Genomic DNA, 20,806 nt, shown 5'->3' on the forward strand with positions numbered 1-20,806 from the left:
CGCCGCTCAACTCATCTCCGCAACCCACTTCGACACCGGATCGCCGCTGCTCAAGCCCGGCTGCACAAGACCGTCGATCATGAAGGTCGGCGAGACGTGTATGCCGTTCTGGCGAGCGTATTTGGCGTGCCATTTCACGGCCTGCTCAAGCTCGGGATTGGCGAATGCCTTCGCCAGCTCTACGCCGCTGTAACGCTCGATGCGCGCAATGATGTCGTTGGGCGTCGCGTCCATGTTCGGGCCGGTGGCGTGATGTTCGAACTCGAATTCTTCACGGTGCGACGCAACCGCCGTCATGACGGCCTTGGCGCTTTGCTTGCCGTCTTCAAGGGTCGCAGCCGCCAGAATGCAGCGCACGATGACACCCGAAAACATGTGCCAGGGCTGCGATTGCAGGCGAATTTTGACCGTGACCCTGTCTTCTCCGGCCTGAGCCAGCAGCTCATCGAGTTTGAAGAAGGCCTTCACCGAAAAGGGGCAGGTCGGCTCAAGGAAGACTTCGAACAGACGAGGCCCGTGGCCCCAGGAAAGTGCGTCTGAATGCATGTCGTGTTGCTCCCGTCGATGGTTATGCAGAAGGCGCGCCGCGCATAGTCACGAGAAGCATCTCCCGGACACCTCTCGTTCCTCACGCAGAGCACTGGCACGATAAGCAAGGCGCGCCGGGCTGATTTACGCTGCGCCGCGCGCCACGAAAAGTATTTCCCGGACACCTATCGCTCCTCACGCTCCGCGTGGGAATGCAGTTCGTGACGCTCCGCGTCACACATTGCAGCATTGACGCCTGAACTGCGGATCATGCGGGTTTGAGAGCAGGTTCGGGCATGAGTTCGATTTTCAGGCCAGCAGCGCGGTGATCCAGCGGACCTGTTGCGCAACGTCCTGCAGCTTCTCTTCGCTCACGGCTTGCTGCGCGCGTTCGAAGTTGCGCAGTGTCTTGTGTTTCTTGCCCAGCAGACGCTGCCACTTGAGCAGAAACGCCGGGCTGCGCGTCTGCATCTGCAGCGGGCCGAAATACAGTTCCTCAGCCGTGTAGTGCACGGGGCCTGTGCGTTCGGCGACGATGATTTCGTAGTCGAAACGGTTTTCCCGCAGCACCTCTTCGCTGACGATGCGGTAGTCATGCTCCATCAGCCAGAGACGCAACGGCTGCTCGCCGCCGTTGGGTTGCAGGATCAAGCGTTCCTGACCGCTCAGCCGCGCCTTGCCCGCCTCAAGGATGTCGCGAATCGTCTCGCCGCCCATGCCGCAGAGACTGATCGCCGTAATCGCGTCTTCCGCTTCGATCGCCGCCAGACCATCTGCCAGGCGCACGCTGACCTGATCCTCCAGATTGTTCTCGCGCACAGTACGCTCGGCTGCACAGAACGGCGTCAACGCTACCTCACCAGCCACCGCAGCCGTAATGACACCACGGTTCAGCAGCGCCACCGGCAGATAGCCGTGATCCGAGCCGATATCGGCCAATCGTGCACCGGGTGGCACATGCGTCGCCACACGCTCAAGGCGCATGGACAATCTCTGTTCGTTCAACGGCAACCCCTTTCACCCCAAGCGCCCGACAGCATGGCCGGGTCCGGGCGCGATTCTGTAGAGCAACGCGGCGCATTTCAACTTTCCGCGACAAAGCCCACGGCTCGACCCCCACCTGTCGCTCGCGTAGGCTTGGCGTTTTCCATCCTTTGCAAAGCAGAGAACCCATGGCAAACGCAGACATCACCTTCACCCCCGATCCCGATCCGGAGTCCATCTCCTCGGACGTCGCCGACTTCAACGGCGTGCTGGTCAGCACCCAGATCCCGACCCGCCCCGATGGCAGCCTGGAACTGGGCGGTATCACCGAGCAGAGCGAGTGCACCCTGCGAGCCCTGAAAGACGCCCTCGAACGCGCCGGCAGCTCGATGGACCGGGTCATGCACCTGACCATCTACCTGACCGACATGGCCGATCGCGCCGCATTCAACGAAGTGTACAAACGCTTCTTCAAAAAACCGTGGCCCGTCCGCGCAGCGGTAGGCGTAGCGGCGTTGGCGGTTGAGGGGATGCGGGTTGAAGTGACGGCGATGGCGGCGAGGGCGAGCTGATTGGCTGGGCGTGTCGATATTCATGCCGCATTTGACCCTCCATGCGCTCATATATGAAGTGTGGTTGGGTCAAGCGCGTGTAAGAAGGGTAAAAAAATATCAATAAGCCACTATTGTTATGGCGCTGACTGCCGATACAGCCGTCATCGTTTTAATCATAGGGACTTGAGATATGTCGTTTCATACGCTTCGCACTTTGGCAGCCGTGACTTTGCTCGCCTGCCTGACACTCACCGGCTGCGCCCACGTTCAACCTCCTGTACCTCTCGATCAGCAATTCTGGAATGCCAAAGAACCGACTATCGGTGTGGCGATTACCGTAGTGCCACAACCTGTTCTGGCACTCACCGGCAATCAGGGACTTCTGGATCTGGCCATTAATACCGGCGTCAACAGCAAGCTCAGCGGCAATGTCGAGAAATGGCAGGTACGCGACCTCAATACCTTGCCCGATGTCATCGTCGCCAAACTGCAGGCCAAGGGCTACAAGGTCAAACGAATCAATGAGCCAGTGGACCTCAAGGTCTACAAGGAAGTGAGTTTCCGCGAAGGCTACACGGTTCGCGATTTCACACCGATCAAGGCGACTTATGGCGTCGATCGTCTGCTGCTGGTCAACGTCCAGGTAACCGGGGCCACGCGTAGTTATTACAGCGTAGTACCCACCAGCGTGCCTATGGCGCAGGTAGGCGGACAAGGCATGCTTGTCGATCTGTCTGACAACAAGCTGCTGTGGTTCAAACCCTTTACCGTGGTACAGGCTGCTCAAGGTGAATGGGACGAGCCGACGTACGCCAATTTGACCAACGCGTTCTACCAGACCATGGACATGAGCCGTCAGCAAATGATCACCGCGTTCGAACAATGACGCGTCTGCTGATTACGATTACCGCCCATGTCCTGCTGATGCTGGCCGGTTGCGCGCAGAAGCCCGTTCCGCAGGCCGGTTTCAAGTCGCAGGACGCGGTTTCCTATGTCCAGGCCCATGGGGTCAAAGTGGACATGCAACTGCCGCAGGCATTCGTAGGTGCCAGCACTGTGGTCGACGCCGAAGCCGCGCAAAAGGCTGCATCGTCCAGCCATAATCTGATTGCGAGTTCGGGTAATACTGCCGGACTCGCCGGTCTGCTGGTTGCCAGCCTGATCAACACTCAGATGGGCAGCGGCAGCTTGCAACGGGATGCTGAAAAAGCCGCAGTCAGGGAGTCGCTACCACTGGCCAGCCTGCTTGCCGGTGTGCCTTTGCAGGAGCGTCTGCAACAGCGCTTCCAGCGAGCATCGCAGGCGGCTGGTATCAAACAGGGTATCGGGGATATCAGTGCGCGTCTGGTTATAGAGCCCAAGCTGATGCTCACACCCGATCGCGGCAGTTTCGTGCTGATCAATCAGGTACAGGTGCAGGATATTGCCGGTTCAGCGTTATATCGCATGCGCATCGAGGTCAGTAGTCAGCCCATTCGGCGCTGCGGCAAACAATGCATCGACGACGGCACTCTTGATCTGGCGCAAGTCACAGCAGTACTTGACGAGTGCATTGAAGAGTCGATGCGCGTGCTTGCCGCTGACCTGATGCTGCCTGCACCGCCAGAGGCAGCCCAAGAGACCTTGCGCTATGTACTGAACGGGCAACGCGTGGTCGAGCGTGGCTATCAATTGGCTAACACCGGGAATTATTGGCGTTATCGTGATCTGTACGGCGCGGTCAAGTCAGTGCCCGTGCCCTTCGAGGACGCGTTGACGCAAGCGCAATTGCAGACGGTGTACGGGCGCTAGAAACGCATTCAGATATTCCCGGCAGCCCTTGACTGAATGCTGCCGGCTATTTGATGCGTTTTTTATCCCCTTCGTTGTTGCTCAGCACTGCAGGCTGGGTCTGGTAGCAATGCCATCTGCATAGGATTGTGTACATCGCGGTACTGCCGGCGACGGCCGTTCTACTGAAAGACTCCCCCTGATTCCCCAACCCCACCCCGGTATACTCCCCCGCATCTCTCCGGGAGCCCCCATGACCTCGTTACCCATCGATGCCGTCCTGCCAGCCTTACGCCAGGCCTTGTCCGCACGCCATGAAGCCGTACTCGAAGCCCCTCCCGGCGCGGGCAAGACCACGCGCGTGCCGCTGGCGCTGCTTGAGGAAACCTGGCTGGCCGGGCAGACCATTCTGATGCTGGAGCCTCGGCGCCTGGCCGCTAGAGCGGCTGCAGAGCGCCTGGCCAGTGAGCTGGGCGAGAAGGTCGGCGAGACGGTGGGCTATCGGATTCGTCTGGAAAGCCGGGTCGGCCCGAAGACGCGCATTGAAGTTGTCACCGAGGGGATTCTCACGCGTCGTTTGCAGGACGATCCGGCGCTGGAAGGTGTGGGGCTGCTGATTTTCGATGAGTTTCACGAACGCAGCCTGGATGCCGATCTGGCCCTGGCCCTGAGCCTCAATGGCCGGGAACTGTTTCGGGACGATCAGCCGCTTAAGATTCTGCTCATGTCGGCCACGCTGGAAGGCGAGCGGTTGGCGGCGTTGCTGGACGATGCGCCGGTAGTGCGAAGCGATGGGCGGATGTTTCCGGTGAGCATGCAGTGGGGGCGTACTTTTCAGCCCGGTGAGTTTGTCGAGCCGCGCGTTGTGCAGACGGTACTGGATGCGCTGGGCAGCGAGTCCGGCAGCCTGTTGGTGTTTCTGCCGGGGCAGGCCGAGATTCGCCGGGTCAACCAGCAACTGGCGGAAGCACTGGGCGAGCGCGGCGACATTCTGCTTTGTCCTCTGCATGGCGAGCTTGATCTGAATGCGCAACGCGCTGCTATCGAGCCGGCTCCCAAGGGCACGCGCAAGGTGGTGCTGGCGACCAATATTGCGGAAACCAGTCTGACTATCGACGGCGTGCGTGTGGTGATCGATGCCGGGTTGGCGCGGGTGCCACGTTTCGATCCGGGCAGCGGCATGACGCGTCTGGAAACACAGCGTATCTCGCGTGCCAGCGCCACCCAGCGTGCCGGACGAGCAGGGCGGCTGGAGCCGGGCGTGTGTTACCGACTGTGGTCCGAAGCGCAGCACGATCAACTGGCCGCCTATGGGGCGGCAGAAATTCTTCAGGCGGACCTCGCCGGGCTCGCGTTGCAACTGGCCCGCTGGGGCGTCACGCCCGCGCAACTGGTCTGGCTCGACGTGCCGCCAGCTGCGGCTTATGCACAGGCGCAGGATTTGTTGGTGCGTCTGGAGGCGTTGAACAATCAGCCGGGTCAGCCGCCAGTCCTGACGCCTCATGGTCAGGCGATGGCTGAGCTGCCTGCTCATCCGCGCATCGCCCATCTGCTGCTGCGCGGCCATGCGCTAGGGCTGGGCGAACTGGCGTGTGACGTGGCGGCCTTGCTGGGCGAGCGCGATATCTTGCGCGGCGCTGGCGCGGACTTGCACAGTCGCCTGACCCTGCTGGCCGGTACCGAACGCGCGGCGCGTGGCGCACAAGGCGGTGTACAGCGGGCCAGGCAACTGTCGCGGCAGTATCGCGGGTATCTGCGCGGCGCAGCGAACAGCCCGGTCAGCGATCCGGACCACTCACGCTGGCTGGGCGCCTTGCTGGCGCTGGCCTACCCGGATCGCGTCGCACAGCAACGCCGAGCGGGCGGAGCCGAATACCGACTGGCCAACGGCCGCGCGGCACTGTTCGCCGAGGCTGATGCGCTGATGAAACAGCCTTGGTTGGTCATCGCTGATCTTGGCAGTCGTCAGGGCCAGCGCGAAGAACGCATCTACCTCGCTGCCGAATTCGATCCGGCACTTTTTGATTCGGTGTTGGCCGAGCAGGTCAGCACCGTGGACCAGATCGACTGGGACGAACGCGAAGGTGTATTCCGTGCCGAGCGACAGCGCAAAGTCGGTGAACTGATCATCAGTCGCGAACCACTGACCGGCCTCGACGAGGCAACCCGCAGCCATGCGCTGCTGGCGCTGGTGCGTCGCAAAGGCCTGGAACTGCTGCCCTGGACGCCGGAACTGCGTCAGTGGCAGGCGCGTGTTGCGTTGTTGCGCAGTCTGGATATCGAGAAAAGCTCAGCGAGCGAGTGGCCTGATCTGAGTGACGCACAACTGCTGGCGACACTGGAAAACTGGCTGATGCCCTACCTGGGCAAAGTCACCCGGCTCAGCCATTTCAGCCAGCTCGACCTGTCCTCGATCCTGCGCAACCTCCTGCCATGGCCATTGCCACAACAGTTGGAAGCGCAGGCACCCCAGACCCTGCAAGTGCCGTCAGGCTCGAACATCCGTATCGACTACAGCGAACATCCGCCGATTCTGTCAGTGCGGCTGCAGGAATTGTTTGGGCTGTCCGACACACCACGTATCGCCAATGGGCGGCAGGTGCTGAAACTGCACTTGCTGTCCCCGGCACGCCGCCCGGTGCAGGTGACGCAGGATCTGGCTAATTTCTGGCGATCTACCTACATCGATGTGAAGAAGGACTTGAAGGGGCGCTATCCGAAGCATTACTGGCCGGATGATCCGTTGGTGGCGGAGGCGACGGCGCGGGTGAAGCCGAGGGGGACATGAGGTCGCTCAGCATTCAACGAGCTGTTGTTTAGTTAAGACGAGAACGATCAATGTGAGAGGGGCGCACTCTCGCCGTTCAAAGTACCCGAGTTGGAACAGCTGACCGGATGTTGGATATCCAGACAGCCAGTGAACGCCAGGGCGCAACGCCCTGGCAGGCAGCAGATGTCACTTTTTCTTTTTAGCCGGCTTTTCAGCCTTTTCAGCCTTTTCTGATTTCTTGGCCTTTTCTGGCTTGCTATCAGCTTTTTTGGCAGCTTTCTTTGGCTCGGCGTCTTTTTTCTTGTCTTTCTTTTCGGAAGACTTGGAAAGCGTCGAGGCCGCTTCAGATTTCTTTGCCGGTGATGACTTCTTGTCTTTCAGGTCCTTGCTGGCTTTCGAGGCTTCGCCTTTACTTTTCTTGTCGTCTTTAGCCATGTTGATCACCCTTTGGTGTATGCCAGTATTGGCACGTCGCCCATGGAAGTATCCACAGGCTAATCATTAGGCGAGTGCGCTCAGAAACGGTTCAAACTGTTTTGACCCTGTCGGCCGCTGAAGGACGACATTCAGATGCTCGGCGATTCGCCAGCTTACCAAGGGCTGCCATCCTCGCTGGGTTCAGGTATTTTCAATCACGCAAACGCTCAGGGATTGATCGCGGAAAATTGCCGAGTATCCGGGGAACCAAGGAAAGACATTGAACACTGCCAGATTTGTTTTCAAATCCATTATCACGCGCTGGATGAAAAACATCTTTTCACGGGATGAAAACCGTAAAAGCGAGCTCGAACCCGAGTGGACATCCCAAGGCCCGGGTTCAATCCTCATGGAGCGGTATCACCACATCGACGCCAGCGAGCAGGATAAGGACGGCCTCTACGACTATTACTATGAGTACGATATGTACTACTTCACGGAAGGCACCTTGTCCCTCGTCGCGCGCTGTTACACGGATGATGCTGATGAAGCGAACTTTATGGGCATCGAGTTTGACGGATATGACCGCGCGCTTGAGTCTGACGATCGGTCTCTCCCGTTGGTGAGCGCAGCCCTGGCCCAGTTGAAAGCGGATGGAAAGACGAAATTCTTCACGTTCACCGGAAAGGGTTACGAGCCCATATTTGCGGACACTGAGCATGAAGGCGACACCCTGCGCAGAGAGCGCATCGAAGTGATCGCGCTGTCCCCCAGTGCTCGCTATCGTGTCCAGGCAACGCCTTACGAGGCACTTGCCACGCACTGGATTTATCCACCCGAGATAATCGACATCAGGCGCGACATCCGCGTGTTTGCTTTCGAAGACAACGGCTGGTCAGCCGATCAGGCACGCTGGCTGGACTGCTCTTGTGTCGAGCTGACCCTGCGTAAATACCCCGGACGGCTCACTGGCGCTGGAATAACGGTGATTATCGATTGCGCTCGTGGCACGGCGGTTTACGGCAATGGCATCGAGATCAAGACGCCTGCGCTTGAGCGGGCGCTTGATGCGATGTTGAGCGGTGCGGGCTGACGTAGCGGGGGATACGCTTCAATTATCAGGTGCGTGCGACGACGCAGGCCCGTATCTAAAAACTGATCTCATGAGCGCCCTGTCTTTTTTCAGGGCGCGCACAAGGACGCACCTGTTGCTTTACTTACAGTCTTCGCGTGAAAGCGTGATCGATGTAATGAACTCGCCTGTCGAGCTGGAGTACGAATAAGTGATTTTGTTACCCAGCTCCAGCACCAATAGATAGGCTGTCTGCTTACACAAGCTGCCTTGGATTTGCTGAGTCAGATAGCTGTCGTAGTAGACTTTTTCGCCAGGCCTTCCGTTGTAACCATTGATCGTGAGGTTGTAGAGGACGGTGTGATCAGCATAGGCAATCGTGTCTATTCGGGTCATAAGGTCCAGCATGATGGGAAGCTGTTTCTTTTGCTGATCGATTACCGCCGCCAGTGCTTCGTTTCCATCTTTAGCCCAGAGGGGAGTCATGAAGCAAAGTGCCGCAGCACCCCCCAGAATAGTTTTAGCAACGCCAAGTTTTTTCAATTCAATATCCTTATTTTAGAAAACTATCTGATTACAGAGCAGGAACCCCTCAAGGCAAAACCGGCAACAAAAACCGCCCGATCACGGGCAAGTGATCAGAGATCAGCAACGTGTCATCCCGCCGCACGCGTGCACTGACCCGTTTCAGGCTCGGGCTGTAGAACAGATAATCCACAGTCCGGTCCGGCCCGCTGATGCGGCTGTCGTTGGGGAAGTGCGTCAGCCATTTGCTGCGGTCGATGCCGCTGGATTCGGCGTTGTCGGGGATCATCGGGTATTTGTCCCACAGCTCGTGCAGTTCGCTGTCGGCTGCATAGCCAAGGCGTTGTTGCTCGGGGAGGCGCTGGTATTGGCCCAGCGGCAGCAGGTTGAAGTCGCCGCCGATCAGCCAGGGTGTGCCGCCGCTTTCCAGCTTGTCCAGTTGCGTCTCAGTGGCAGCGACCTGTCTTTGTGCGGTGTCGCCGGTGTGTCTGGCGGTGGTCAGGCTGGTGTTGATGACGGCCAGTTTGCCGCCGTCACGCAAGGGCAGGTAGCTGACCAGCAAGGCATCCTTTGGCTGGAACTGACGGCTGATGAGGTTGGCGTCGGGCACCGGCAGTTGTATACGTTCGCCGCTGTCGATGTGGAAGCGGCTGAGGGTCGCGAGTTTTCTGCCGACGCTGCCCCAGATATGCGGGTTGGGCACGAACTCTGCTTTCCAGTAGAACGCTTGCGTACTGCACGGGTAGAGGTCCGCCACACGTTCCTTGATCAGCGCCAGCTGATCTTCATAGTCGGAGTTCTTGGCGCCATCGTCGACGCCTTGCAGCAGCACGATGTCGGGCTGTTCGTCACGGATGACCCGCGCCACTTCGTCCAGATTGTAGGCAAGGTCTTCATGGGTCGGGCGTTCGTCCGGGCCGCTGCCGTCGGCCATGTCGTACCAGAACACATAGCGTTTACCCGCCAGGTACTGGATGTTCCAGGTCATGACTTTCAGCGCTTGCCCCGGCACCAGTTTCGGTGCCTCGACCGCAGGGTTGCAGCTGGCCGTGACTAATTCACGGGCTGGAGGGCGCCATGTCAGTTGGAAAACCAGTAACAGCAATACGGCGACCAGCAGCAAGCCGTACAGGGTCAGACGTAGCAGTAAACGGGGCATCGGCTCGACTTGGAGCGCCTGGCGCTCAGTGAGGGATTCGGCACTGAGCATACCGAATCGACGCACCTGACGTCAGCCTTTGCTTCAGGCGCGGTGCCCGGGCTCGCTGATCAGCATGAACAGGCGGAACGTCACGATGGTGGTGAACAGTTGCAGGAAGCTGCCGATGCTGTCGGTGATCACGGAAATCGCTGCGCTTTGCGGCTCCGGAAACAGGTACAGACTGGCGCCCTCAAGCAGCCACAGGGGAATGTAGACGCTCAGGACGCACACCAGAATGCGCGTGAAGTGCCCGGTGGTCATCTGCATGCTTTCGCGCATGGCCATGAACGGCGTGAGTTTGCGCAGAACCAGCAGGTATTCGCTGAACGCCAGTTTGATCATCACCCAGATGCCCGGTACTACGAACAGTGAAAGGCCGAACATGATCAGCAGGGTGCTCATGGCCGAGAGCACGGCGAAGGTCGGCCACAGGCGCACGGCCATGGCCAGTACATCGCTGGTGTGTACGTCCTCGCCACGACTGCGTGCGTCGAGAAACAGGATCAGCGCAGCTGTGTAGATAGGGTAGAAAAACAACCCGATCACCAATGCGTAGGCAGGCGAAGTGTCAGCGGACATGGCGCTGCCCAGCGCTTGTTTGGCCAGCACTTCAAGAATCACGACAGGCAGGCACAGCAGCGCGATGCTGCCCAGATTGCGCCGAAAGAAATAAAGCGAATCCTGGATGATGTTCAACGGGTTCATGGAGATAGATCGCAGGCTAAAAGCAGGCGCACACTTTAGCCCATGGCCCCTGTCGAACCAAGCGCAGTGGTTTTCCGCGCACGCCTTGTTATCTTTTTCTTCATGTCATTGAAGCGTGTCGATGAGGCCCCATTTTCTGCACATGGTCCTGCCATTGCGGCAGGGACGAATTCCAGTGGCAACTCAGTGAGGTGGTCATGAACAGCGAAGAGCAAACCCTGATTGACGGTCTTTTCTCGAAACTGAAAGACGCTGAAACCGCATCCGCCCCGCGAGATGCTGCGGCCGAGGCGCGTATCAAGGAGCATTTGACCCGCCAGCCCGCTGCGCCGTACTACATGACGCAGGCGATTCTGGTGCAGGAGGCGGCCGTCAACCAGCTCAATCAGCAGGTCAAACAGCGCGACGAGCAGATTCAGCAACTGCAGGCCGAGCTCCAGCAGGCCAAGGGGCAAGCCTCATCCGCGCCCGCCGGCGGCGGGTTTTTGTCGAGTATTTTTGGCAGCAGTGCTCCGCGCGCGTCGCAGCCGCAACCGAGCCAGCCTTCCAGCGGTGGCTGGCGCGATGGTAGCGGTTTCAATTCTGCACCTGCGCCGGCAGCGCCGCAGGGCGGTTACGCCGCGCCTGCTCCGGCTGCCGGCAGTGGCTTTCTTGGCGGGGCGCTGAAGACCGCGGCCGGTGTAGCGGGCGGTGTGCTGCTGGCAGAGGGCATCAGCAGCATGTTCAGCCACCACAGCCAGCCGCAGGAAATCGTCGAAGTCATTCACGATGCGCCACAGGCTCAGGACACTGGCTCGTTCAATGATCAGGGCGGTTGGGGACAGCCGGATCAGCAGTATACGGCTGACGACAATTTCGACGATGGTGGCGACAATTTCTCGGACGATGATTCGTTCGTTTGAGGACGTGACAATCGCTCTTCACACTCCTGCGTGAGAATGCCTTGGGTGATGCTCTGCGTCACACATGGGCGCTGCGCCGCCTGTTCAGGATCGGACGCGGAGCGTCCAGAACGGCGTTACCACGCTGGAGCGTGGGAACGATAATCGGCGCTGAGATGACTATCGTGCCAATGCTCCGCGCTGGCGCGTGGCAACGATAATCTGTGCCATGACGCGCGTGCCTCAGAGCGGCCGGTGCCGATCCATCCCTCAATTCCTTCTTCAAACTGGCATACTGGGCGTCGATTCACGTTCCGGATCGCTGTAACCCGTGGGCATGTTGCCCGCCATGAGGAATTGCGGTGAAGAAGATCGCGGTGTTCGCCGACGTGCAGAACCTGTATTACACCGTGCGCCAGGCGCATGGCTGTCATTTCAATTACGCCGCCTTGTGGGCGGATATCAGCAAGCGCGGCGAGATCGTTCACGCGTTTGCGTACGCCATCGATCGTGGCGACAGCAAGCAACAGCAGTTCCAGCAGATCCTGCGCAATCTGGGGTTCACGGTCAGGCTCAAGCCGTACATCCAGCGCAGCGACGGTTCGGCCAAAGGGGACTGGGATGTCGGCATCACCATCGACATCATGGATTTCGCGCCGCAAGTGGACGAAATCGTGCTGGCGTCGGGTGATGGCGACTTCGACATGTTGCTCGAACGCGTGATCAGCAAGCATGGGGTCGAGGCGGTCGCCTACGGTGTGCCAGGGCTGACCGCGAACTCGTTGATTCGCGCGGCCAGCCGTTACGTGCCGATCGAAGGCGCGTTTTTGCTGAAATGAATTTACAGGGCCAGGCCAGTGTTGGAACGTATTGCAGTCATCGACTTTGAAACCACCGGTATCTCCCCGGGCCACAGCTGTCGGGCGACCGAGATTGCGGTGGTGATCATGGAGCAGGGGCGTATCGTCGAGCGCTTTCAGAGCCTGATGAATGCCGGCGTGCGTATTCCCGCGTTCATCGAAGGGTTGACCGGCATCAGTAACAACATGATTCGTACCGCCCCCAGCGCCGAGCGGGTGATGGGCGATGTGGCGGATTTTGTCGGGTCGACACCGCTGGTGGCGCACAACGCTTCCTTCGACCAGAAGTTCTGGGATTACGAGCTGTCGCGTATCCAGCGCACGCGTGAGCAGAGCTTTGCCTGTTCACTGCTGCTTGCCCGACGCCTGATGCCCGGCGCACCGAACCACAAGCTCGGCACCTTGACCCGCTATGCGCGCCTGCCCGACACCGGCAAGGCTCACCGGGCGATGGCCGATGCTGAAATGGCGGCCAACCTGACCGTGCACCTGACCAACGAATTGCGCCAGACCCACGGCATCTCTGCCATTTCCCACCAGATGCTGTGTTCCCTGCAGAAAGTCCCGGCCGCGAAGATCGGCGAAACGCTCAAGCGCCAGCGCGGCTTTTGACCTGTCAGTGCTCCTGCTTGCCGTTGCTGATCAAGTAATCGGCCGGCAGGCTGCGTTCTACCGCCGTCGACAATACGATTGACGTCTTGCTGAAGCCAAACTTGGCGATCCGGTTGATCAGGTCTTCCAGGTGCGGCATCGAATCGACCGCCGCCCGCATGATCACACACGGGTCGCCCGTTACCCGGTAACACTGGATCAGCTCGGGGACTTTCCACAGGTCCTTATAGGCCTGCTGATTGCCATGGCTGCCCATGCGCAGTTCGATGATGCATTGAATCGGCAGGCCGACTTTCGACAGGTCAACCTTCGCCTCGTAACCGGTGATCACGCCACTGGCCTCGAGCTTGGCGACCCGTTCGGCCACGGCGGGCGCGGACAGGTTGACCAGTTTCGCCAGCTGCGCAAAAGACGCCCGGCCATTTTTCAGCAGCTCATCGAGCAGAATCCGATCGTATTTATCCAGGGTCATGGCGTGCCTCGTACCGTGTGGTGGGCGATTTTAAAATAAAAGGAAAGCAGGCCATACAAGCATTGAATCGTAAGTTTCAGAACGGTTTAAACAGGTTTTTCTGCTTAATGTCCGCCTTCGGCCTTCATACAATAGGCCAACCATAACAATGATCCCAGAGCCTTGCCATGCCTCAGTCCGTTCGTGTTTCACCCTTGCTCATCGGTGCCTTTCTGGCCTTGTACCTGATCTGGGGTTCTACCTATCTGGTGATCCGCATTGGTGTGGAATCATGGCCGCCGTTAATGATGGCGGGTGTGCGCTTTCTGATTGCCGGCTGCCTGATGTATGGCTTTCTGCGGTTGCGCGGCGTGCCTGCGCCGACCTGGCGCGAGTGGAAAGCCGCGTTCGTGATCGGCTTTCTGCTGCTGGCCTGTGGTAATGGCGGTGTGACCCTGGCCGAACACGCCGGCGTTGCATCAGGCGTTGCAGCACTGGCGGTGGCCACCATGCCGCTGTTTACCCTGCTGTTCGGGCTGTTCTGGGGCAATCGCACCACTAACCTTGAATGGGCGGGCATCGTCCTGGGCCTGATCGGCATCGGTCTGCTGAACCTCGGCTCCAATTTGCAGGCCAGCCCTTATGGCGCCGCCGTGGTGATCTTTGCCGCCGCCGCCTGGGCGTTTGGTTCGGTGCTGAGCAAGCACCTGCCGTTGCCGAAGGGGCCGATGGCCAGTGCGGCGGAAATGATCACGGCGGGAGCGACGCTGCTGATCGGCAGTGCCTTGAGTGGCGAGCGTCTAACGCATATGCCGACGGCGGCGGGCTGGGGCGCGCTGCTGTATCTGGTGGTGTTCGGCTCTATCGTCGCGTTCAGCGCTTATATGTACCTGCTCAAGAACGTGCGCCCGGCAGCGGCGACCAGCTACGCCTACGTCAATCCGGCCGTGGCAGTGATGCTTGGCGTGGTGTTCGCTGGCGAAACGATTGGTGTCGAAGAGTGCATGGCCATGGTGGTGATCATCAGTGCCGTGGTGCTGATTGGCCTGCCGCAATGGCGCCGGTCGCCGCCGCAAGAGGCCGTATCGACACGCACAAGCTAACCGAGGCGCGCCGGACAGGTTAAACTGCGCGCCTTGCGTTGAATCTTTCCTACGGTATTTCCATGACATTCGCCTCTCTCGGCCTGATCGAACCCTTGCTGCGCGCCCTCGAAGCGCTCGGTTACCAGACTCCGACGCCTGTACAGACTCAGGCAATTCCTCCGGTACTGGCGGGCCGCGATCTGATGGCTGCTGCGCAGACCGGCACCGGCAAAACCGCAGGTTTTGCCCTGCCGCTGCTGCAACGGCTGACCATGGAAGGCCCGAAAGTCGCGCCCAATTCGATTCGCGCGCTGGTGCTGGCGCCGACCCGCGAGCTGGCCGATCAGGTTCATGAAAGCATTCGTCAGTACGCCGAGCATCTGCCGCTGACCACCTACGCGGCTTACGGCGGCGTGAGCATCAACCCGCAGATGATGAAGCTGCGCAGGGGCGTGGACGTGCTGGTCGCGACCCCAGGCCGCTTGCTCGATCTGCACCGCCAGAACGCGGTCAAGTTCTCCCAGTTGCAGACGCTGATCCTCGATGAAGCTGACCGGATGCTCGACCTGGGCTTTGCCGAGGAATTGCGCGGTATCTATGCGGTGTTGCCCAAGCAGCGCCAGACCCTGCTGTTCTCCGCAACGTTCTCCGACGAGATTCGTCTGCTGGCCGCGCAGATGCTCAATGACCCGCTGACCATCGAAGTCAGCCCGCGCAATGTCGCGGCGTCGTCGGTCAAGCAGTGGGTCGTGACCGTCGACAAGAAACGCAAGGCGGATCTGTTCATCCATCTGATGAAGAAGCATCGCTGGGGGCAGGTGCTGGTGTTCGCCAAGACCCGGGTTGGCGTCGATCAACTGGTGGATCGCTTGCAGGGTTTGGGCATGAACGCCGACGGCATTCACGGCGACAAGCCGCAGGCCACCCGCCAGCGTGCGCTGGACCGCTTCAAGAGCAACGAAGTGAAGATTCTGGTGGCCACCGACGTGGCGGCGCGCGGTCTGGACATCGATGACCTGCCGACCGTGGTCAACCTGGACCTGCCGATCGTGGCCGAGGATTACATCCACCGTATTGGCCGCACCGGCCGTGCGGGGCTGACGGGGGAGGCGATTTCACTGGTGTGTGCCGATGAAGTCGAGCTGCTGTCAGCCATCGAAGTGCTGACCCGCCAGACCCTGGAGCGCAAGGAAGAGCAGGACTTCGAACCGGAGCATCGCGTGCCGAGCACGGATGCCAGCGGCCAGATCCTGAAAAAGCCCAAGAAACCGAAAAAACCCAAGGTGTCGGGCAGCAAGCGCAACCTGGGCAAATGGGTCGACAGCGGCGAGTCCGAGCCTGCGCCAGTGGCCAAGCCGGTGCGTAAAGTACCGGTCTTCAACACCGGCCCGCGCAAGAAGAAGCCTTGAGGGGCAGTGCGTATTCAAGGCGGACGGAGCGCTCATTGCTACATACAAGTTCGTTTTTGATTCTGGCCGGAGGCCGTAGGAGCGAACTTGTTCGCGAAGGGGCCTGCATAATCGCCGAAAATGCATCGATTGAAACACCCTCTTCGCGAACAAGCGAAGCGTCGCCCGGTCCGCTCCTACGCCCTTCGGCCAGAATCAAAAGCGGACTTTTATATAACGATAAGTGCGGAACGTGGCGACGATCATGATCATCGCGATTGCAGCCACTCAACCATCCCCAACCCCGCAGCGCGGCCGCTGGCGAAGCAGGCGGTCAGCAGGTAGCCGCCTGTTGGCGCTTCCCAGTCGAGCATTTCGCCGGCGCAGAACACGCCGGGCAATTGCCTGAGCATCAGACGCTCGTCCATGGCCTCGAAGGTGACGCCCCCTGCGGTGCTGATGGCCTCATCGATGGGGCGCGGTTTGATCAAAGGCAGTGGCAACGCCTTGATGGCCTCGCTCAACAGCAGCGGATCGGCAAACGCTTCACGAGGCGCAAGCTCGCGCAACAGCGTTGCCTTGGCGCCGTCCAGCCCCAACTGACTGTGCAGATGCTTGGACATCGAGCGCGAGCCGCGTGGTTTGCTCAGGGCTTTTTGAATGTCTGTCAGCGCTTTGCCGGGCAGCAGATCGATATCCACAACCGCTGAGCCGTGAAGGTTGATCTGTTCACGAATCTGCGCCGACAGCGCATACACCAGACTGCCTTCCACGCCAGTCGCGGTCAGCACGCACTCGCCCAGACGCAGGGCATGGCCATGCAGGCCCATCGCGATATTTTTCAGCGGTGCACCGGCAAACTTGTCACGCAGCAGGTCGCTCCAGGCGCTCACCTCAAAACCACAGTTGGCGGCCTGCAGCGGCGCAACCTCTACCTGCCTCGCCTGCAGCCATGGCAGCCAGGCCCCGTCAGACCCCAGCCGGGCCCAACTGGCACCGCCCAGCGCCAGCAACGTAGCTGCCGGTTTGATTGCCAATTCACCGTCAGCATTAGCGATGCGCAGGCTGCCATCGGCATTCCAGCCCGACCAGCGATGCCGTGTGTGAATCGTGACTCCCGCATCACGCAGCCTCTTGAGCCAGGCGCGTAGCAGGGGGGCGGCTTTCATGTCTGTGGGAAACACACGGCCCGAGCTGCCGACAAAGGTCTCGATGCCCAGCGCATGAATCCACTGGCACAGGGCGTCGGCATCAAAACCGCGCAACAGCGGCGCGATCATCGGCGAACGTTCGGCATAGCGCGCCAGAAAAGCCGGGTAGGGCTCGGAGTGGGTGATGTTCATACCGCCCACCCCGGCGAGCAGAAACTTGCGCCCAACCGATGGCATGGCGTCGTACAGATCGACGTTCAGTCCGGCCTGGCTCAACACTTCTGCTGCCATCAACCCCGCAGGGCCGCCTCCGATGATGGCGACGGTTCGGGCAGTGGAGGGGGCGAGGTCGGTCATGGTCAGCGAAATATCGATAGCAGTGGGGTGGGGCATTCTACCCGAGCGTTCTTTCAAGGTGTGGCGCACGTCATGGGCTGCGACTGAGGCGAAGTACCGCGCAGGGTCACAGGCCCATGTCGTTCCAGACCCGTTGCGCTCTGTGATGGAGGATCCCGTGGCGCCTTGCGAGTGCCTGGCGGTCCTTGCTGTAGCCACCGCCGATCACGCCCATGACCGGAATGTCGCGACTCAGGCAGTGACGCAGCACCGCTTCGTCGCGATTGGCCAGCCCCTGGTCGGTGAGCTGCAGATAGCCCAGCGCATCATCCTTATGGACATCCACGCCTGCGTCGTACAGCACCAGGTCCGGCTTGTAGAACGGCAGCAGGTAGTTGAGCAGGTCATCGACCACGTTGAGGTAATCGACGTCGCCCATGCCTATTGGCAGCGGGATGTCCCAGTCGCTCTGCGCTTTGCGTGCCGGGAAGTTCTTTTCGCAGTGCAGCGAGACGGTAATGGCATCCTCGGTATCGGCCAGAATGCGCGCCGTGCCGTCACCCTGATGCACATCGCAGTCAAAGATCAGCACCTTGTCCACGCGGCCGCTTTGCAGCAGGTACTGACTGATCACCGCCAGGTCATTGAAAATGCAGAAACCCGCTGGGTAGTCATAATGCGCATGGTGGGTGCCGCCCGCCAGATGGCAGGCCAGGCCATGCTTGAGGGCCTGTTCGGCCGTCAGCAGCGAGCCGCCTACCGCACGGATGGTTCGGCGTGCCAGAGCCTCGCTCCACGGCAGTCCGAGACGCCGCTGGTCTTCGCGCGACAGATCACCGCTAAGGTAGCGGCTGATGTAGGAAGGATCATGAGCCAGCGCCAGAATGTCCGCCGGGCACAACTCGGGACGCATTAATTGAACGTCACTGGTCAGGCCGCTGTCGATCAAGTAATCGCGCAACAAACGAAACTTGTCCATCGGGAAGCGATGATCCGCCGGAAATTCCGGGCTGTAGTCTTCGTGGTAGATAAGCGGTAGGGACATTTTGCGTCCGTTAGAGGGCCGAAGCCCGATAGTGCCAGTAAAGTATCCGTACGCCCAGTTGTGTGGCGCAGCGGACGGCTGCACTGAAGCCCATTCATGTCTCGTGACACGGGAGAATCGATGGAACCGATACTCAAGCTTGATAGCGCCCGACTGCGGATGCGGCAGTGGCGTGACGATGACTTGCCGGCGTTCGCCCGGATGAGTGCGGACCCTCGCGTCATGCGCTATTTTCCGAAGCCCCTGAGCCACCTTGAAAGTGCTGCCATGATCGGGCGGCTGCGGGGTCATTTTGCCGAACTGGGTTTCGGGCTCTGGGCGCTGGAGCGCAAGGATACCGGCGAGTTCATCGGTTTTACCGGGCTGCATGTGGTGGGTTTCAAGGCGCCTTTTACACCGGCCGTGGAGATCGGCTGGCGCCTGGCTTATGACCACTGGGGCCTGGGCTTTGCCAGCGAGGCGGCCTGGACCGCGTTGGGCTGTGGTTTCGAGCGCCTGGAGCTGAAGGAGATCGTGTCGTTCACGGCGGTCAATAATCAGCCGTCACAAAAGGTGATGCAGGCAATCGGTATGCAGCAGGATGAGTCCGGCAGTTTCGATCACCCGAACCTTGAGGACGGCCACCCGCTCAAGCCGCACGTGCTGTACCGGATCAGCCATGAGCAGTGGCTCAAGACGCTGAAGCCCTGATCAGGTGCAGATTGAATTAAGCCAACCATCTTAAATCTGTATCATTCCATTCCAGTGGGATGGGCCCGAGGCCTGTCGGAAAATGCAGCGACTGCTGTTGCCGTACCAGTGCAAAGTCGATGTACGAGAGGAATGAGAATGAGCCAAGTGCTGGATGATCTGGTTGAGTTGCTGACGCTGGAAGCCATTGAAGAAAACCTGTTCCGCGGACACAGTCAGGACCTTGGCTTTCGCCAACTGTTTGGTGGTCAGGTGCTGGGTCAGTCTCTGTCTGCCGCCAGTCAGACGGTCGAGGAGGACCGTCATGTTCACTCGCTGCACGGCTACTTCCTGCGTCCCGGCGATGCCGGTCTGCCGGTGGTTTACCAAGTGGACCGTGTGCGTGACGGTGGCAGTTTCAGCACGCGCCGCGTCACTGCCATTCAGAAGGGCAAGCCGATCTTCACCTGTAGCGCTTCGTTTCAGTACGACGAAGAGGGCTTCGAGCACCAAGCGACGATGCCGCAGATTGTCGGCCCGGAAAACCTGCCGTCGGAATTCGAGTTGCTGACCCGCCGCGCGCACCTGATTCCTGAAGCGATGCACGACAAGTTTCTGCGTCCCAAACCGATCCAGTTCCGCCCGGTAACCTCCGAGGATCCGTACGATCCCAAGCCCGGCGAGCCCGTGAAATACGTGTGGTTCCGTGCCGACGGCAGTCTCTCGGATGTGCAGGCGCTGCATCGTTACATGCTCGCCTATGCCTCCGACTTCAACTTGCTGACCACATCATTGCTGCCGCATGGCAAGACGGTCTGGCAGCGCGACATGCAGGTCGCCAGCCTTGACCATTCGCTGTGGTTCCACAACGACCTGCGCACCGATGACTGGCTGCTCTACGCGATGGACAGCCCCTGGGCCGGCAACTCGCGCGGCTTCTCGCGCGGCAGTATCTTCAACCGCGCCGGGCAACTGGTCGCATCGGTCAGTCAGGAAGGGCTGATCCGCCATCGTAAGGATTGGGCATGACACTCGACGGTATACGGCACTGGGTATTCGACATGGACGGTACCTTGACCGTCCCTATCCACGACTTCCCGGCTATCAAACGTGAATTGGGCATCCCTCAGGACGACGACATTCTTGGGCATCTTGCCGCGCTGCCTGCTGAGGAGTCAGCGGCCAAGCACGCCTGGCTCCTGGAGCATGAGCGCGAGCTGGCGCTGGCTTCGCAGCCTGCCGAGGGCGCGGTCGAGCTGGTTCGCGAGTTATCGGCGCGCGGTTATCGACTTGGCATACTGACCCGTAACGCTCAGGAACTGGCGTATATCACCTTGAAGGCCATCGGCCTGGATGACTGCTTTGCCGTCGAGGATGTACTGGGCCGCGACGAGGCGACGCCAAAACCGGACCCGGCAGGTTTGCTGCAGCTGGCCACTCGCTGGAGTGTCGAGCCGGAAAAGATGGTCATGATCGGCGACTACATGCATGACCTGAACTGCGGCCGTGCGGCGGGCGCCAAGACCATTCTGGTCAACCTGAAGGACAACCCCTGGCCAGAACTGACGGACTGGCATGCGGTGGATTGCGCAGAGCTGCGCGGGATGCTGGGGTGATCTGAGCTGCTTATCGTGCCCAGCCGGAGCGCTCATGGTTATCCACAAGTCTTTGTGGGAGCGACCGGGGCGGCGATCCGCATTGCTCGCGAAGACGGTATTTCAGTCGATGCATTTTCGACGATTATGATGACCCTTTCGCGAACAAGCGAAGCGTCGCCCGGTTCGCTCCCACGGCCTCCGGCC

General features: G+C 60.0%; 22 protein-coding genes. 13 read left to right on the forward strand and 9 right to left on the reverse strand.

The window, feature by feature from the left end:
• Positions 1-6: 6 nt before the first annotated feature.
• The gene (locus BLR20_RS20125; RefSeq protein WP_054993696.1) at positions 7-546 is read right to left on the reverse strand and encodes a DsbA family protein; all 540 of its coding nucleotides are present in this window, start codon (positions 544-546) and stop codon (positions 7-9) included.
• A gap of 291 nt (positions 547-837) precedes the next feature.
• Positions 838-1,533 (reverse strand): tRNA (adenine(22)-N(1))-methyltransferase, encoded by a 696-nt coding sequence (locus tag BLR20_RS20130; protein ID WP_328586076.1) that lies wholly within the window; start codon positions 1,531-1,533, stop codon positions 838-840.
• A gap of 167 nt (positions 1,534-1,700) precedes the next feature.
• On the opposite strand from BLR20_RS20130, the gene BLR20_RS20135 reads away from it, so the two are divergent.
• The 4 genes from BLR20_RS20135 (at position 1,701) to hrpB (ending at position 6,624) form a co-directional block, all read left to right on the forward strand.
• A complete protein-coding gene (locus tag BLR20_RS20135; protein WP_054993139.1) occupies positions 1,701-2,084 on the forward strand; it encodes a RidA family protein in 384 nt (127 codons plus the stop codon).
• A 172-nt stretch (positions 2,085-2,256) separates the two neighbouring features.
• Positions 2,257-2,952, forward strand: a complete 696-nt coding sequence (locus BLR20_RS20140) for a hypothetical protein (RefSeq protein ID WP_010426641.1) — start codon at positions 2,257-2,259, stop codon at positions 2,950-2,952.
• Positions 2,949-3,857, forward strand: coding sequence for a hypothetical protein (locus tag BLR20_RS20145; protein WP_010426643.1), 909 nt, complete (start codon positions 2,949-2,951; stop codon positions 3,855-3,857). The genes BLR20_RS20140 and BLR20_RS20145 overlap by 4 nt, the downstream gene beginning before the upstream one ends.
• Before the next feature lie 232 nt (positions 3,858-4,089).
• Positions 4,090-6,624, forward strand: coding sequence for an ATP-dependent helicase HrpB (gene hrpB / locus BLR20_RS20150; protein ID WP_054993122.1), 2,535 nt, complete (start codon positions 4,090-4,092; stop codon positions 6,622-6,624).
• Positions 6,625-6,792: 168 nt separating this feature from the next.
• Here hrpB and BLR20_RS20155 read toward each other — a convergent pair whose 3' ends face one another.
• On the reverse strand, positions 6,793-7,050 hold the full coding sequence (locus BLR20_RS20155; RefSeq protein ID WP_054993123.1) for a hypothetical protein: 258 nt from the start codon (positions 7,048-7,050) through the stop codon (positions 6,793-6,795).
• A 298-nt stretch (positions 7,051-7,348) separates the two neighbouring features.
• Between BLR20_RS20155 and BLR20_RS20160 the strand changes: the two genes are divergently transcribed.
• Positions 7,349-8,116, forward strand: a complete 768-nt coding sequence (locus BLR20_RS20160) for a hypothetical protein (protein WP_054993135.1) — start codon at positions 7,349-7,351, stop codon at positions 8,114-8,116.
• A 120-nt stretch (positions 8,117-8,236) separates the two neighbouring features.
• Here BLR20_RS20160 and BLR20_RS20165 read toward each other — a convergent pair whose 3' ends face one another.
• From BLR20_RS20165 to BLR20_RS20175, 3 genes are read right to left on the reverse strand one after another with little or no spacing between them, the layout of a single operon-like run.
• Positions 8,237-8,638 (reverse strand): hypothetical protein, encoded by a 402-nt coding sequence (locus tag BLR20_RS20165; RefSeq protein WP_235809996.1) that lies wholly within the window; start codon positions 8,636-8,638, stop codon positions 8,237-8,239.
• A gap of 49 nt (positions 8,639-8,687) precedes the next feature.
• Positions 8,688-9,830: an endonuclease/exonuclease/phosphatase family protein gene (locus tag BLR20_RS20170; protein WP_054993124.1), complete on the reverse strand. Its 1,143-nt coding sequence runs from the start codon at positions 9,828-9,830 to the stop codon at positions 8,688-8,690.
• Positions 9,831-9,863: 33 nt separating this feature from the next.
• Positions 9,864-10,526 (reverse strand): YciC family protein, encoded by a 663-nt coding sequence (locus tag BLR20_RS20175; RefSeq protein ID WP_010426723.1) that lies wholly within the window; start codon positions 10,524-10,526, stop codon positions 9,864-9,866.
• A 197-nt stretch (positions 10,527-10,723) separates the two neighbouring features.
• Here BLR20_RS20175 and BLR20_RS20180 point away from each other — a divergent pair, with 197 nt between their 5' ends.
• From BLR20_RS20180 to BLR20_RS20195, 3 genes are all read left to right on the forward strand, one after another.
• Positions 10,724-11,428, forward strand: a complete 705-nt coding sequence (locus tag BLR20_RS20180; RefSeq protein WP_010426724.1) for a DUF2076 domain-containing protein — start codon at positions 10,724-10,726, stop codon at positions 11,426-11,428.
• A gap of 341 nt (positions 11,429-11,769) precedes the next feature.
• A complete protein-coding gene (locus BLR20_RS20190) occupies positions 11,770-12,246 on the forward strand; it encodes an NYN domain-containing protein (protein ID WP_010426725.1) in 477 nt (158 codons plus the stop codon).
• A 21-nt stretch (positions 12,247-12,267) separates the two neighbouring features.
• Complete coding sequence (locus tag BLR20_RS20195; RefSeq protein WP_010426726.1) at positions 12,268-12,879, forward strand: 3'-5' exonuclease; 612 nt, start codon at positions 12,268-12,270, stop codon at positions 12,877-12,879.
• Positions 12,880-12,883: 4 nt separating this feature from the next.
• Here the strand turns inward: BLR20_RS20195 and BLR20_RS20200 are convergent, their stop codons facing one another.
• On the reverse strand, positions 12,884-13,351 hold the full coding sequence (locus BLR20_RS20200; RefSeq protein WP_003313835.1) for an Lrp/AsnC family transcriptional regulator: 468 nt from the start codon (positions 13,349-13,351) through the stop codon (positions 12,884-12,886).
• A gap of 167 nt (positions 13,352-13,518) precedes the next feature.
• Here BLR20_RS20200 and yedA point away from each other — a divergent pair, with 167 nt between their 5' ends.
• Together yedA and BLR20_RS20210 are read left to right on the forward strand one after the other, a co-directional pair.
• A complete protein-coding gene (gene yedA / locus BLR20_RS20205) occupies positions 13,519-14,433 on the forward strand; it encodes a drug/metabolite exporter YedA (RefSeq protein ID WP_054993125.1) in 915 nt (304 codons plus the stop codon).
• 62 nt (positions 14,434-14,495) lie between these two features.
• Entirely contained in the window at positions 14,496-15,824 is a 1,329-nt protein-coding gene (locus BLR20_RS20210) for an RNA helicase RhlE1 (RefSeq protein WP_054993126.1), read from the forward strand.
• A gap of 248 nt (positions 15,825-16,072) precedes the next feature.
• Here the strand turns inward: BLR20_RS20210 and BLR20_RS20215 are convergent, their stop codons facing one another.
• Together BLR20_RS20215 and BLR20_RS20220 are read right to left on the reverse strand one after the other, a co-directional pair.
• The gene (locus tag BLR20_RS20215; RefSeq protein ID WP_202907611.1) at positions 16,073-17,311 is read right to left on the reverse strand and encodes a TIGR03862 family flavoprotein; all 1,239 of its coding nucleotides are present in this window, start codon (positions 17,309-17,311) and stop codon (positions 16,073-16,075) included.
• A gap of 106 nt (positions 17,312-17,417) precedes the next feature.
• Positions 17,418-18,335: a histone deacetylase family protein gene (locus BLR20_RS20220; protein ID WP_054993128.1), complete on the reverse strand. Its 918-nt coding sequence runs from the start codon at positions 18,333-18,335 to the stop codon at positions 17,418-17,420.
• Positions 18,336-18,455: 120 nt separating this feature from the next.
• Between BLR20_RS20220 and BLR20_RS20225 the strand changes: the two genes are divergently transcribed.
• The 3 genes from BLR20_RS20225 to BLR20_RS20235 all read left to right on the forward strand — a co-directional run bounded on the left by BLR20_RS20225 (position 18,456) and on the right by BLR20_RS20235 (position 20,620).
• Positions 18,456-19,025: a GNAT family N-acetyltransferase gene (locus BLR20_RS20225; protein ID WP_003313831.1), complete on the forward strand. Its 570-nt coding sequence runs from the start codon at positions 18,456-18,458 to the stop codon at positions 19,023-19,025.
• Between the two features lie 138 nt (positions 19,026-19,163).
• Positions 19,164-20,033 (forward strand): acyl-CoA thioesterase II, encoded by an 870-nt coding sequence (tesB, locus tag BLR20_RS20230; RefSeq protein ID WP_054993129.1) that lies wholly within the window; start codon positions 19,164-19,166, stop codon positions 20,031-20,033.
• The gene (locus BLR20_RS20235) at positions 20,030-20,620 is read left to right on the forward strand and encodes an HAD family hydrolase (protein WP_054993130.1); all 591 of its coding nucleotides are present in this window, start codon (positions 20,030-20,032) and stop codon (positions 20,618-20,620) included. The genes tesB and BLR20_RS20235 overlap by 4 nt, the downstream gene beginning before the upstream one ends.
• Positions 20,621-20,806 lie beyond the last annotated feature (186 nt).

Origin of the sequence: Pseudomonas congelans (genome assembly GCF_900103225.1) — a bacterium.
GTDB lineage: Bacteria > Pseudomonadota > Gammaproteobacteria > Pseudomonadales > Pseudomonadaceae > Aquipseudomonas > Aquipseudomonas congelans.